General features: G+C 62.8%; 14 protein-coding genes and 1 pseudogene. 8 read left to right on the top strand and 7 right to left on the bottom strand.

Annotated elements, in window-relative coordinates; translation table 11 throughout:
• The first annotated feature begins 67 nt into the window (after positions 1-67).
• Positions 68-778: a cysteine hydrolase family protein gene (locus JQ574_RS12410; protein WP_212208551.1), complete on the top strand. Its 711-nt coding sequence runs from the start codon at positions 68-70 to the stop codon at positions 776-778.
• Here the strand turns inward: JQ574_RS12410 and JQ574_RS12405 are convergent.
• The 3 genes from JQ574_RS12405 to JQ574_RS12395 are packed head-to-tail and all read right to left on the bottom strand — an operon-like array spanning position 765 to position 3,843.
• The gene (locus JQ574_RS12405; RefSeq protein ID WP_212208550.1) at positions 765-1,589 is read right to left on the bottom strand and encodes a carbohydrate ABC transporter permease; all 825 of its coding nucleotides are present in this window, start codon (positions 1,587-1,589) and stop codon (positions 765-767) included. The genes JQ574_RS12410 and JQ574_RS12405 overlap by 14 nt on opposite strands.
• On the bottom strand, positions 1,586-2,509 hold the full coding sequence (locus JQ574_RS12400; RefSeq protein ID WP_409363396.1) for a carbohydrate ABC transporter permease: 924 nt from the start codon (positions 2,507-2,509) through the stop codon (positions 1,586-1,588). Before JQ574_RS12400 ends, JQ574_RS12405 begins: the two co-directional genes overlap by 4 nt.
• A gap of 5 nt (positions 2,510-2,514) precedes the next feature.
• A complete protein-coding gene (locus JQ574_RS12395; RefSeq protein WP_212208548.1) occupies positions 2,515-3,843 on the bottom strand; it encodes a sugar ABC transporter substrate-binding protein in 1,329 nt (442 codons plus the stop codon).
• 176 nt (positions 3,844-4,019) lie between these two features.
• Here JQ574_RS12395 and JQ574_RS12390 point away from each other — a divergent pair, with 176 nt between their 5' ends.
• The gene (locus tag JQ574_RS12390) at positions 4,020-5,039 is read left to right on the top strand and encodes an alpha/beta fold hydrolase (RefSeq protein ID WP_212208547.1); all 1,020 of its coding nucleotides are present in this window, start codon (positions 4,020-4,022) and stop codon (positions 5,037-5,039) included.
• A gap of 25 nt (positions 5,040-5,064) precedes the next feature.
• A complete protein-coding gene (locus JQ574_RS12385) occupies positions 5,065-6,018 on the top strand; it encodes a fatty acid desaturase (protein ID WP_212208546.1) in 954 nt (317 codons plus the stop codon).
• Here the strand turns inward: JQ574_RS12385 and JQ574_RS12380 are convergent.
• Both JQ574_RS12380 and JQ574_RS12375 read right to left on the bottom strand, forming a co-directional pair.
• On the bottom strand, positions 6,005-6,616 hold the full coding sequence (locus JQ574_RS12380) for a TetR/AcrR family transcriptional regulator C-terminal ligand-binding domain-containing protein (protein ID WP_212208545.1): 612 nt from the start codon (positions 6,614-6,616) through the stop codon (positions 6,005-6,007). The two genes, JQ574_RS12385 and JQ574_RS12380, sit on opposite strands and share 14 nt — an antisense overlap.
• A gap of 39 nt (positions 6,617-6,655) precedes the next feature.
• The gene (locus tag JQ574_RS12375) at positions 6,656-7,510 is read right to left on the bottom strand and encodes a VOC family protein (protein WP_212208544.1); all 855 of its coding nucleotides are present in this window, start codon (positions 7,508-7,510) and stop codon (positions 6,656-6,658) included.
• Between the two features lie 73 nt (positions 7,511-7,583).
• Here JQ574_RS12375 and JQ574_RS12370 point away from each other — a divergent pair, with 73 nt between their 5' ends.
• Positions 7,584-8,951, top strand: a complete 1,368-nt coding sequence (locus tag JQ574_RS12370) for an FAD-binding oxidoreductase (RefSeq protein WP_212208601.1) — start codon at positions 7,584-7,586, stop codon at positions 8,949-8,951.
• Between the two features lie 22 nt (positions 8,952-8,973).
• Here the strand turns inward: JQ574_RS12370 and JQ574_RS35055 are convergent.
• Positions 8,974-9,172: pseudogene (locus JQ574_RS35055) on the bottom strand (ABC transporter substrate-binding protein); the annotation flags it as partial.
• A gap of 58 nt (positions 9,173-9,230) precedes the next feature.
• On the opposite strand from JQ574_RS35055, the gene JQ574_RS12365 reads away from it, so the two are divergent.
• Together JQ574_RS12365 and JQ574_RS12360 are read left to right on the top strand one after the other, a co-directional pair.
• Positions 9,231-9,383 (top strand): hypothetical protein, encoded by a 153-nt coding sequence (locus JQ574_RS12365; protein WP_212208543.1) that lies wholly within the window; start codon positions 9,231-9,233, stop codon positions 9,381-9,383.
• 128 nt (positions 9,384-9,511) lie between these two features.
• Complete coding sequence (locus tag JQ574_RS12360) at positions 9,512-9,811, top strand: HU family DNA-binding protein (protein ID WP_192734913.1); 300 nt, start codon at positions 9,512-9,514, stop codon at positions 9,809-9,811.
• A gap of 141 nt (positions 9,812-9,952) precedes the next feature.
• Here the strand turns inward: JQ574_RS12360 and JQ574_RS12355 are convergent, their stop codons facing one another.
• Positions 9,953-10,732: an SDR family oxidoreductase gene (locus JQ574_RS12355; protein WP_212208542.1), complete on the bottom strand. Its 780-nt coding sequence runs from the start codon at positions 10,730-10,732 to the stop codon at positions 9,953-9,955.
• A gap of 283 nt (positions 10,733-11,015) precedes the next feature.
• On the opposite strand from JQ574_RS12355, the gene JQ574_RS12350 reads away from it, so the two are divergent.
• Together JQ574_RS12350 and JQ574_RS12345 are read left to right on the top strand one after the other, a co-directional pair.
• Positions 11,016-11,861 carry a CmcJ/NvfI family oxidoreductase gene (locus tag JQ574_RS12350; RefSeq protein WP_212208541.1) on the top strand — a complete coding sequence of 282 codons (846 nt, stop codon included), beginning with the start codon at positions 11,016-11,018 and terminating at the stop codon, positions 11,859-11,861.
• 81 nt (positions 11,862-11,942) lie between these two features.
• Complete coding sequence (locus JQ574_RS12345) at positions 11,943-13,178, top strand: MFS transporter (protein WP_212208540.1); 1,236 nt, start codon at positions 11,943-11,945, stop codon at positions 13,176-13,178.
• Positions 13,179-13,204: the final 26 nt, after the last annotated feature.

Here is a 13,204-nt window from a genome sequence, read left to right as displayed (position 1 = left end):
GAATTGTACAATGGCATGCGCCTTGCTTAATCTCTTCGAAAATTACTCTCGGTCGGGCGCTTGCATCATGACGAACTCAAAGAGGCCATCCATCGGCAAGGTCGCCGCCGAGCCGGAGCCGATCGCGCTTGAGTGGGCGGCCACCGCGCTCCTCATCATCGACATGCAGCGCGACTTCATGGAACCCGGCGGCTTCGGCGAGACGCTGGGCAATGACGTGTCGCAGCTGGCGCGCGCGGTGAAGCCGATCGCTTCGGTGCTGTCAGCGGCGCGCGAAACCGGCATGCTGGTCATCCACACCCGCGAGGGACATCTGCCCGACCTGTCCGACGCGCCGCCGGCCAAGGTCGAACGCGGCGCGCCCTCCTTGCGGATCGGCGATCCCGGACCGATGGGGCGCATTCTCATTCGCGGCGAGGCCGGCCACGACATCATTTCCGAACTCTATCCGCTCGACTCCGAGATCGTGATCGACAAGCCGGGCAAGGGCGCGTTCTACGCCACCGAGCTTGGCGATGTGCTGGAAAAATATGGCATCGAGAATCTGCTGGTATGCGGCGTCACCACCGAAGTCTGCGTCAACACGACCGTGCGCGAGGCCAACGACCGCGGTTATCGCTGCGTGGTGCTGGCCGATGGTTGCGCATCCTATTTTCCCGAATTTCACGAGATGGGCCTCAAGATGATCAAGGCCCAGGGCGGAATCTTCGGCTGGGTCACGGACTCAGCCGCGGTATTGGAGGCGCTTGCACCGGAGATTTTAGCTAACCGCCCTTGACGGCGCCTGCGGTCAGTCCGGCCACGATCTGCCGCTGCGCAAGCACCGTCAGCAACAGAACGGGGAAGGTCACGATGAGCGCGGCCGCCGCAAGCGGTCCCCAGCTCAGCTGGTCGAACGAAATCATGTTGTAGACGGCGACGGGCAAAGTGCGCGTCTCCCGTCCCGCCAGCACGATGCCGAACACGAAATTGTTCCAGGAGAAGATCACCGCGAGAATGAAGGCCACCGCAAGCCCCGGACGCGCAATCGGCAGCGCCACGTGAAGGAACACCTGCCAGCGCGTGGCGCCGTCGATCAAAGCGGCTTCCTCGAGCTCCAGCGGCGTGGTCTCGAAATAGCCGATCATGATCCAGATCACGATCGGCACCGTCACCACGAGGTGGATGATGATCTGCGGCACCAGCGTGCCGAGCAATCCGAGCCACTGGAACAGCAGGAACAGCGGGATGAGATACGACAATCCCGGCGTGATGCGGGCGATCAGGATCACGATCGCGGATTTATGCGCGGCCATCCGCGCGATGCCGTAGCCGGCGGGCACGCCGACCAGCATGGCAAGGCCGGTCGCGGTGCCGGTCACCACGAGGCTGTTGATGAAGTAGGTCAGGAAGCGGTTGGAGGCGAGCACGTCGGCATAATTCTTCCAGGCAAAACGCTCGGGGAAAAACACCGGCGGGTAGGCCGCGTTGTCGACCTCGAACTTGACCGACAGCGAGGCCATCCAGAGAAAGAACAGGATCGCGGGTGACACGACCACGAAGACCGCAAACCACAGCCCGATCTTGCCGAGGATCTGACGCAGACTCATGCGCCGCTCCCGATCTCGGTCCACATCGTGCGCTGGCGCAGATGCAGCATCAGCGCCGCCATGGCGACGATCAAGAGGAAGAAGATCACCGCGATCGCCGAACCATAGCCGAGGTCGTAATAGATGAAGGCGACGCTGTAGAGATAGAGGTTGATGGTCTCGGACGCCGAGCCGGGCCCGCCTTGCGTGATGGCGAAGATGATGTCGAAGCTCTTGACGGCATCGATCATGCGGATCATGCCGGCGATAAACAGGAACGGCGTGATCAGCGGCAGCGTGATGTAGCGGAACACCTGCCAGACGCTGGCGCCGTCGATCTGCGCACTCTCATAGGGCTCGGTCGGGATCGCGGCGAGGCCGCCGAGCACGATCAGCATCACCAAGGGGGTCCATTGCCAGGTCTCGACCAGCACCAGCGAGGGGATCACGGTGCCGGGATGGAACACCCACAATTGCGGCGGCAGGCCGACCAGCGAGAGCAGGTAATTCAAAATGCCGAGCTGCGGGTGGAACATCATGGTCCAGACCAACGCGATCGCCACCGGCGTCGCCATCATCGGCATGATGAAGACCCCGCGCAGAAAACCGCGGCCGGGAAATTTGGCGTGAAACACCACGGCGGCAAAGGTGCCGAGGATCAGCGGCAGCAGCACCGACAAGGCGGTGTAAAGCAGGGTGTGTCCGACCGCTTCGACGAAGCGTGGATCGTTCGGCATTCGAAGATAATTGGCGAAGCCGACAAAGGTGGTCGGCGAGCCGACCTTCCACTCGTTGAGGCTCATCCAGATCGTGAACACCCATGGGAACACGATTACGGCGAGCACGACGACCAGCGCCGGCACCACGAACGGCCAGTAGGACGGCGGCCGCCATTCCTGCTCCGGCGCGGCATCAGCCGCGGCCGGAGTGACTTCTGCTATGGCCTTCACGCTTTTTCGCTGCGCTCCAGGATCGGGCGGAACTGCTCATGAGCCTTCTTCAGCTCCGTTGCCGGATCAGCGCCCGCAAGGGTGGAGGTGAGGGCCGCACCGACGAGATCGCGGAATTCGGCGACCGGAATGATCACGGGCAGGCCGAGCTTGCTGATCTTGGCGGAATCGATCACCGACTGCAGCCATTCCTTCGGCATCTTTACGCCGGCCTGGATCTCCGGGTCGTTGAGCACGGAGTTGCGGAACGGCACGCCGCCGCCGGCCTGCAGCAGCCGCGCGCCTTGCTTCTTCGAGACCGCCCATTGGCAGAGCAGATAGGCGGCTTCCTTGTTCTTGCTGGCGGCCGCGATGCCGATGCCGTCGCCATAGGTTGCCGAATATTGTCCCTTGGATCCCTTGGGCACGACGGTGTAGCCGACCTTGCCGACGACGCGCGAGGCGGCCGGGTCTTCCAGCGGGGGGGCCCAGCCGACGCCGTCGATCCACATCGCCGAACGGCCTTGGGTGAACGAGGCCATCGACTCCATCCAGTTGAAGCCGGCGACGCCGGGAGGCGCGACCTTGGTCAGCAGCGTCTGGTAAAGCTTGGTGGCTTCGATCGCCTCCGGGCCGTCGGTCAGGATGCCGCCCTTGGCATCAAGGAATTCGCCGCCGGCGTTAAGGAAGAAGTTGGTCCACAGCGTCATGTTGGCGTTGCGCAGGCCGCGCCCGACGAAGCCGAAGGTGCCTTCCTTGGCGTCGGTGAGCTTTTCGGCCGCGGCGACCATCTCGTCGAAGGTCTTCGGCACCGCGACGCCCTTCTTCTGGAACAGCTCCTTGTTGTAATAGAGGATGAAATAGTCGACCGACCACGGCAGGGAGTGCATCTGCCCCTTGTCGTTCTTGGCGTATTGCAGGCCGCCGGCCGAGAAATCGCTTTCGACGAGGTCGGGCGCGGTGAGGTTCGGGTCCTTCATGTAGCCGGAGATGTCGGCGAGCCAGCCGGCCTTCTCGAACTGGCGCTTCTGCACGTGGTAGCTCAGATGAACCACGTCGAAGCTCGGCTTGCCCGAAGCGAGTTCGATCACGGCCTTCTGGCGCTGTTGCTGTTCGGGGATCTGCTCCGACTCGACCTGGATGCCGGTGAGTTCGGTAAATTCCTTGATGTTCTTTTGAAAATTGTCGCCGCGCGGACCCTTGGCGAGGATCACCTCAAGCTTGGTGCCGGCGTACTTCTTCCACTGCGGTTCGGCCGCGCGGGCCGGGAAGCCGGTCAGGCTCAGCGCCCCTGCGGCGGCGGTGCCGGCCAGAACGGAACGGCGCGAGATCAGATGATTCTTCATTATTTTTCTCTCCCTGGGTCGGCTTGTTTTGCGGCGATAGTAACGTCCGTGCGTGGCCTGCCTAGCCCCCTTCGTGCGGTATTATGGCGGAGCGCAGGCGATGCCATTGGTTGATCGCGCTTGCAATCGAACTAATATAGTGTACAAACAGTACAATTAATGTCGGAGCCGGGCGAATGACGACGAGCGGCGACTATCAGGTCTTCGAGGCGGGCGACGTTCCGCTTCAGTCGGGCGTCATGTTCCCTTCCATGCGTCTCGCCTACAAGACCTATGGCAGCCTGAATGCGCGGAAGGACAATGTGATTGTCTATCCGACATCGTTCAGCGCGCAGCACTTCGACACCGAGTGGCTGATCCAGCCCGGCGGCATTCTCGATCCCGAGCGCTACTTCATCATCATTCCGAATCTGTTCGGCAACGGCCTGTCTTCCTCGCCGTCGAATTCCGGGATCACACCGTTTCCGGCGATCAGCTATCACGACGCGGTCGCGGTGCAGCGCCGCCTGCTGGTAGAGCAATTCGGCATAGCGAAGATCGCGCTGGTCTATGGCTGGTCGATGGGCGGCATGCAGGCCTATCACTGGGCGGCCTGCCATCCTGACATGGTGGAGCGCGCCGCCATCGTCTGCGGCAGCGCGCGGTGCTCGCCCTACAACCACGTATTCCTGGAGGGCGTGAAGGCGGCGCTGACCACGGATCCGAATTTCCGGGATGGCCGCTTCATCGCCAAACCTTCCGCCGGCCTTCGCGCCATGGGTCGCATCTATGCGGGATGGGCGATGTCGCACGCCTTCTACCGGGATGAGGTCTGGCGCGAGGCAGGATTCAAATCGCTGGAAGACTATCTGGCAGGCTCGTGGGATGTCGCCTTCGCACGGCGCGACGCCAACGATCTGCTGGCGCAGATCGGCATCTGGCAGCGTGGCGACATCAGCCAGTGCCCGGAATTTGGCGGCGACATTACCCGCGCGCTCACGGCGATCAGGGCGCATGTGGTGCTGATGCCGGGGCAGACCGACCGTTACTTCGACGTGTGCGACAACGAGGCCGAGATCGGCAAGCTCGTCAATGCGAAGTCGGCCGAGCTCCATCCGATTCCGTCGATCCACGGTCACCGCGCCGGAAATCCGATCAACTATCCCGCGGATCGCGCATTCATCAACGCCGAGATATCGGCCCTTCTGCAGCGTTGAAAATCATCCTGGAGGCAGTGCGACCATGAGCACAGCGATTACCGCAACAGGAGAGAAGCTCTTAAGTTCGGCTGATCTCCGCAAGCTATCGGTGCGATCGAACCTTCCGGGCATCATCCGCGCGGTCAGTCACTACGGCGCTATCGTCGTTTTCGGCACGCTGATCTGGCAGGTCGCCTCGATCCATGGCCTACTCTGGGCGATACCGCTGATCGTTGCGCAGGGGTACTTCGTTGCCTTCCTGTTCATGGTGGTGCACGAGACCGCTCACAAGACGGCGTTCCGGAGCCGCGCACTCAATCTCGTGTTCGGCCATCTGTCTTCGTTCGCGATCGGGCTGCCTTACGAATATTATTGCCTGTTCCACTGGGACCACCATCGCTACACGCAGGATCCGGCGAGGGATCCCGAACTGCTGGTCGGCCCGATGCCCGCTACCGATACGCAGCTTGCAATCGCCTATAGCGGTCTTCGGCAGGTCGGCTTCCGGCTAGGTCTGATGCTTCGCCATGGCCTGACGGGCAACGCCTCCGCGCCCTGGATACCGGAAGCCAAGCGCCACATCGTGGTGAGGGAGGCGCGCCTCTATTTGCTCGGCTATGCGGTGCTGCTGCTCGCCTCACTCGCATCGCAGACCACGATCCTGCTCTGGGTATGGGTCGCGCCGCTGGTGGTAGGGCAGCTATTCCTGCGTCCTTATCTCTATGCCGAACATACCGGCTGCGATCGGACGCGCAGCGCTTTCCAGAACACCCGTACGACCTATACCGGCATATTCACGAAGTGGTTTGCCTGGAATATGCCCTACCATGTCGAGCACCATGCCTATCCTTCGATTCCGTTTCATGCGCTGCCGAAGCTGAACGGTATCGTCGACGAACAGATCGTATACCGGGGCCGGGGTTATCTCGCGGTGACGCGGGAAACGTGGAACTGGTTCCGACGCGAGCGACGTAAGGGAGCCGTCACCGAACCTTGATCATCAGCAGCGTGTCGACGAGGTTACGCGCTTGCGCCGGCGAGATCGGCTTGATGCCGAAGATGTAGCGATAGAACAGGCTGCCGTAGATCGCGTCATAGAGGTCTTCGGGCGTCCCGGCGGCGCCAACGCTGCCGTCCTGCTGGCCGGCCGCAATCAGTTCGACCAGCGCTGTCCTTCGATACCGGAGATAGCGCTCGTAGAAAATCTCCGCGGAACCGGTGTTCGAAATGCATTCGGAGATCACGGCGAGCTGCACCTTGCCGAACTCACCCTGCAGCGCCTTCGCATAGGCGGCCGCGTGGCTTCTCAGGCGGTCTGCCGGCGTGCCGGTGCTCGGCAGCGGCAGCATCAACGAAGCATGGTGCAGGAACGCATCGATCAGCAGCGCCTCGCGCGACGGCCACCATTTGTAGATGGTCATCTTCGAGACGTTCGAATCCCGCGCCACCGCATCGATGCTGGTGGCGGCAAGGCCCGTGGTGGCCATCAGGGTGTAGGCGCTCTGCAGAATGGCGTTGGTCGTCTCGGCGGAACGGGGACGACCACGGCGGGTCGTTGCCGTGTCGCCGTCCGGTTCGATCTTGCCCTTCGCCATGATCCGGCTGTCCCTCGATACAGCGACAAGCGCGGTCGGCTACGCCTTGACGAAGGCGAGCAGGGTGCCGTTGCCTGCTGCCGGTGGCACGATCACGCCGCCACCGCTGTGAACACCAGTGCCACCGAGCGCCTTCTCGGCTGCAGCGACGTCGGCCTCAATCACCAATCCCGCGCCGCCACGCTCGGGCAGACCGGTCAGCGATACCTCGGGATAGCGCTTGCTCAGTTGATCCCTGGTCAGGAACATGAAGTCGGCGCGATCGGAGCCCGAGGGCACGGCGATGGCGCCGTCCTGCTCGCTCCTCACGTCGCGATCGATCATGCGCGACATATGCGCGGCGTCGTTGGCGGGCTCGGGCGAAACGATCAGCACCTGCCGCAGGCGCTTGGCGCCATTGGCGTGCTTCATCAGTTCGGGAATCCATACCGTCTCGCGGGTCTTGTGCTGGCAGGCGAAGATGCGCACGCCGCCCGGCGCTTCCGCGGTCGGCCACTGGAACGTTCGGAATTTTGCTGCCGAGACGGTGCCATCGGGCATCGTCACCGGTCGTTCGAAATCGGTCGGTCCAACCGGCGGATAGCCGCGCGCGCGAATCTCTTCGGCGCCGTCGGCGGAATCCACTGCAGTGAAGGCGATGCGCTCGATGCCTTCGCCGCGCTTCTCCAGAAACGCCCGCGCCGGAGCATTATGTTCTGTCGGCGTCAGCACGCCGAGCAATTCCATATAGTCAGGGTCGAACATGATGGTGTAATTGCCCGACCCCATATGCGCGCTATGGGTGCCTCGCGGCGACACAGTAAAGCCGAGCCGCCTGTAATTTTCAGCTGATTTGTCGAGGTCCTTCACCATGACCACGGCGTGATCTATTCCGACGACGTTCTCGAGTGCCACTCTGCTATTTCCCCGGGCTGATGATGCGTACTAAGCTAACCATTCGATCTGCCGCCCGCAAGAAAGGATCATGATGAATAGCGCTGAAGTCCGCTGGCCGCCTTCGCTGTGGGCCGCGGTGACGCCATCAGGGCCTGAGCTTCCGGAATTGATCGGGACGCAGCAGGCCGATGTGATCGTGATCGGTGCGGGCTTTACGGGACTATCGACGGCGCTGCATCTGCGCGAGGCCGGCGTCGATGTCGCGATCGTGGAAGCCGCGGAGCCTGGGTGGGGCGCGTCGGGTCGTAACAACGGCCAGGTCATTCCGACCCTGTCGCGGCCCGATCCGGAGGACATCATTGCCAAACACGGCGCGGTGGGCGAGCGCTTCGTCGGCATGCTGCGCGACAGCGCCTCCACGCTGTTCGAGGTGGCGCGGCGCTACAAGATCGAGGCCGAGCAGGAGCAGACCGGATGGGTGCAGCCGGTACATTCGCCTGGCCGCATCAAGGTCGCGGAAAGGCGTGTGAGCCAATGGTCGAAGTTCGGCGCGCCGGTTGAACTGCTGTCGCGCGAACAGACGCGCGACATGACCGGGTCGGATGCCTGGTACGGCGGCTTCTGGAACAAAACCGGCGGCCACGTCAATCCGCTGGCGCTGGCGCGCGGGCTGGCGCACACCGTGCTCGGCCTTGGCGCACGCATCTACGCCCGTTCGCCGGCAATCAGTTTCGAGCGTCGCGGCGATCGCTGGGTGGTGAAGGCCGAAAAGGGCGCGATCAGCGGCCGTGCGCTGGTGGTTGCGAGCAACGCCTATAGCGGCGAATTTTCGAAATCGCTGGTGCCTGATATCGCACACGAGGTGATGCCGGTGCTGTCTTGGCAGATGTCGACGCAGCCGCTGTCCGACAACGTGCGCAAGACCATCATCCCCGGTCGCCAGGCGCTGTCCGATACCCATGGCGAACTGTATTTTGCGCGTTACGACGTGCGCAATCGGCTGGTCACCGGCGGTGCGGTGCTCGGCCCCGGCAACAAGGTCGAACGGATCAAGGCTGTCGTGACGGAGCGCTTGCAGCGGCTGTGGCCACAGATCGGCGAGGTCTCGTTCGACTATGTCTGGAACGGCTATGTCGGGATGACGGCGGACTTCTTGCCGCGCATCCACAAACTCGGGCCCAACGCTTATGGCTGGACCGGCTGCAACGGCCGCGCGGTCGCGCTGACGATCCCGCTTGGCAACGAACTGGCGAAAGCGGTCCGCGGCGTGCCCGAAAGCGAACTGGCGTTGCCGTTTACCGAACCTGTGCCGTTCGTGGCGCACGGATTGCTGCGCAAGATCGCGCCCTGGATGCTGCTGCTCTATCGGCGCCGCGATGCGCGGGAACTGATCAAGGGCGACCGTTTCGAGTTGCTGCGATGGGCGGAGTATTTTCTCGCCTCGCGGCGTCCGCAGTGATATCGCCACACAGATTCTCTACGGCGCGCGAACTCTCGGCGAGTACGCCGACGGGCCTGCCGTTGGCGTCGAGGTCAACCAGAATTTCCTGAATCTTGCCGCTGATGATGTAGACGCCGGTGGACGCATGAAGGCTTGGATTGAGCTGGCGCTGCTCGGCGCCGTATGAACGTTGAGCATGCCGCCCTTCTTCGGGGGGCCTGCGCGAAGGCCCGCATCGGAACTGGAGTCATTTTCTAATCGCCGCCCGGTTCGGAAAATCCTTCCGAAAATCCGGACATGCGCATCAGCGTTGCGATCGCCGCCGTTTTATTCGGCATCGCTCGCCATGGCGCGATCAGGCGCGGGGAGTGGTCGGAGATCGTCGAAAAAGGCTGTCTGGCAAGGCATTTCGCCGCATTCAGCTGGTTTAATGCACCGCCAAAGCCTTAAAAACTAGCCTATTTCCCGCGAATCAGTGCAAGTCAAATAGCGATATAGTTGTGCAGAATGTCGAAAAGCCTGTTTTTTTAGGCAATTTCCGCCATATCGTGCCTCTTCCAGAATCAAATGGAGCAACCATGGCTACCCAAATGTCTAAGTCGCAGCTGATCGAGAAGATCGCGACGTCCACCGAAGTTTCGAAGAAGGAAGTCAAGGGCGTGATGGACGCGCTCGTTGACGTTGGTCACAAGGAGCTGAAGAAGAACGGGGTGTTCCTCGTCCCCGGCTTCGCCAAGTTCGTCGTGGTCAAGAAGCCCGCGACCAAGGCTCGCAAGGGCACCAACCCCTTCACGGGCGAAGAAATGATGTTCAAGGCCAAGCCGGCGCGCAAGATCGTCCGCGCCCGCCCGGTCAAGGCCGCCAAAGACGCGGTGTGATAGCGAAAAGGCCTCCGGCGACGGAGGCCTTTTTTGCCCGGGGCCATGGCGCTTTCGAGCGAAGTGGTCACCGGTTCGCGCAAGCGAAACGCGAAGGATAAAGCGGGTTCCGGTTCTGAGCCCATCAGAGCCGGGGTGCCGCTAGACCACCGGCGACCGGCCGCCATCGACATTGATGGCTGTCCCGGTGATGTAAGAGCCCTGCTCCGAGGCGAGGAAGCAGGCGAGGTTGGCGAATTCCTCCGCCGTGCCCATCCGCCCGAGCGGGACGCCCTTGGCGAGGTCGCGGGTAAAATCGTCGAAATCCGTATCCGGCGCCTTCTCGGCGTGCCGCTTGACCCATTGATCGCTCACGATCAGCCCGACCAGCATCGCATTGACCAGGACGTTGTGCGGGCCGCCTTCGTTCGCCATGGCCTTGGTCAGCGCCATGCCGGCTGCCCGGGAGACCGAGGTCGGGGTTGACGCGGCAGCCGGCGCCTTGGCTCCGATGTTCAGCACGTTGATGATGCGGCCCCATTTGCGCGCCTTCATGCCCGGCCAGACCAGCCGGCTGAAACGGATCGCGGCGAACAGTTTCAGGTCAAGGTCGTCCTGCCACATTTCGTCGGTCACGGTCTCGAACGCCATCGCGCGCGAGGTGCCGGCATTGTTGACGAGGACGTCGACCGGGCCGAGATCGGCGGCGATCGACTCATGCGCCTTGGCGATATCCGCCGCCTTCGAGACGTCGCAGACATAGTCGCGGACCTCGACGCCTTCCTTGGCGAGTGCCTCGCGCGCGGCCTGCAAGTCCTGTGCGCCGCGCGCCAGGATCGCGACCTTGGCGCCTGACTCGGCAAAGCGCCGCGCGACGGCAAGCCCGATGCCCTTGCTGCCGCCGGTGACGGCGGCAACGCGGCCCTTCATGGTGACGTTCATTTTTTCCTCCCTGGGTGCGGCGGTTCTGCGACCGTTCAGTGCTGTAACGCTGGACGGGCGGGGAGAGTAGATCAAGCCGGACATGGCAAGGCGTGCGTTTTGCGGGCTAACGAACCCGTGAAGTGCAGAAATATCCATCCGGGAGAACCGGTGCGCGCGACAAGGATCTTTCCCGCACCGCACCTGCGGGAACGGCAATTTTGCTATTTCCAATGCGGTCTTGTGGGGGAGGGCCGGCCTGCCAAAATCAAATCGAACCAACAATAGAGTCCAGGAGAATGCCATGGGCCTGCAACAAGCAAAACTCGAGTCGCTCCCCTTCGTCACCGGCGAGCTCAACTACCTCGCGCCCACCCCCGGAAAGCCGCGCACCTACGCCTTCGATCCGCCGCCGGGCGAGCCCAGATCGACGGCGCTGCCCGAACCCCATCAAGTTCCGATCTTCGACGCCCGCCTGATCGCTGGCAGTCTTTCGCTGGACCGCGAGGGTTTTGCCCTGGTCCGCCACCCGACCAGCGTCCGGAATTTCTACGACGATAAGGAGGTGCGGAACGTCTACTATCCCGCCGCCGAAGCTTTTCTCCGCGCTACGCTGAAAGCCGATCGCGTCGTGATATTCGACCATACCGTTCGCAAGCGCGTCGACGGTGCGGCCGATGTGCGGGGCGCCGGCCCGCGCCAGCCGGCCACGCGGGTCCATGTCGACCAGACCGATCTATCAGGCGCCAATCGCGTTCGTGAGCATCTGCCTGACGAAGCGGACGAACTGCTGAAGGGGCGGGTCCAGGTGATCAATCTGTGGCGGCCGATTCGCGGACCGCTGCGCGATACGCCGCTCGCGATGCTGGACGGCCAAACCGTCGCGCCCGGCGATCTCATAGCCTCCGACCTGATCTATCCGAACCGGCAGGGCGAAACCTATTCCGTGAAGTACAACGCCGACCATCGCTGGTACTACATTCCGGAGATGACCGCGGACGAGGCGCTGCTGCTGAAGTGCTACGATTCAGCCACCGACGGCCGCACGCGATTCGGGCCGCACACCGCCTTCATCGATCCAACGACGCCGGCTGATGCGCCCCCGCGCGAAAGCATCGAGTTGCGGACGCTGGTGTTCCACAAGCACTGATCGCGTCGCCGGGAATACCATTTGGTATTCCCGGCGTATTGGTGTTACCCCGGCTGCAACAAGGCCGGGAAGAAACGAAACATGGACGGCGGCAAGGCCGACGACGCGGATGTCAACATTCGCGCACTGATTTTTGCGCTTCTGGCGCTGGCCTGCGGTCACATGCTGTCGACCTTGCTGCGCACGATCCCGGCCGTCAGCCTCGACGTGATGGCCGCCGATTTCAAGACGTCGCCGCAGGCGCTGGCGAGCCTGACCTCGATCTATCATTTTTCGTTCGCGGCATCGCAGATACCGGTCGGCGCCGCGATGGATCGTTTCGGCGTGCGGCCGGTTTCGCTTAGTCTGCTGATTGGAACGATTGTCGGCGCGTTGGCGTCCGGCCTGGCAACCGGGCCGGAGAGTTTTCTGTTCGGACAATTCCTGCTCGGGGTTGCGAACTCGGGCATGTTGATGTGCCCGATGACGCTGGCCGCAAAGCAATTATCTCCGGCGCGGTTCGGCCTGTGGTCCGGACTGATCCTGTCGATCGGCAATATCGGTATGCTGCTGTCGTCGAGCCCGCTCGCCTTCGTCGTCGAACTCTGGGGATGGCGGGTAGGGTTTTGGATTTCCGCCGGCTTCGGCCTGATGGTTGCACTGGCCGTCTACGCCCTGGTGCCGAACCAGCGGGCTGAACATGCCGATCGCTCGTCGCCGCTGTCGCAGATGGCAAGCGTCCTGCGCATCGGCGTGTCGTATCGGCTGCGCGGCCTGATTGCCATTGCGCTGGTCTCGCTGGCGGCCGTGCTGGTGCTTCGGGGATTGTGGGGCGGGCCGTGGCTGATGGAGGTCAAGGGGCTCAGCCGGATCGGCGCCGGCAACGCGCTCGGCCTGTTCACGATCGCGCTGATCGTTGGGCCGGCTCTGATCGGTCTTTTCGACCGAAGCTTTGGTCATCGCCGCGAGGTGCTCGCGGCCACGCATTTCCTGGCGGCGCTGCTGCTCGCCTTGATGGCGGCGGGCGCGTCTCATTTTCCGGTCTCGGACCTGTTCGGCGTAGCGGCGATGCCGGCTCAGTATGACATTGTCCTGCTGGTGTTGATCGGTTTTGCCATGTCGGCCCAGCCACTGGTGTTCGGCATGACGCGGCAACTGGTGGACCAGCAGAACACCGGCAAGGCGCTGTCAGCGGTCAATCTGGCGTTCTTCCTGGGAGCGGCGCTGATGCAATCGGCAACCGGCGTGGTCGCGGCGCTCCTCGGTTTGCCGGCGGTATTGCTGTTCATGGCCGCGGCGCTGATCATCGGGACAATCGTATTTTTGCTGTATACCTAGATCAGGTTGAGTTCGAGCACTGGTGG

This window comes from Bradyrhizobium sp. AUGA SZCCT0158, from assembly GCF_018130065.1.
GTDB lineage: Bacteria > Pseudomonadota > Alphaproteobacteria > Rhizobiales > Xanthobacteraceae > Bradyrhizobium.
The sequence above is the reverse complement of the archived record's forward strand: the minus strand, read 5'-3'. Positions and strand labels throughout refer to the sequence as shown.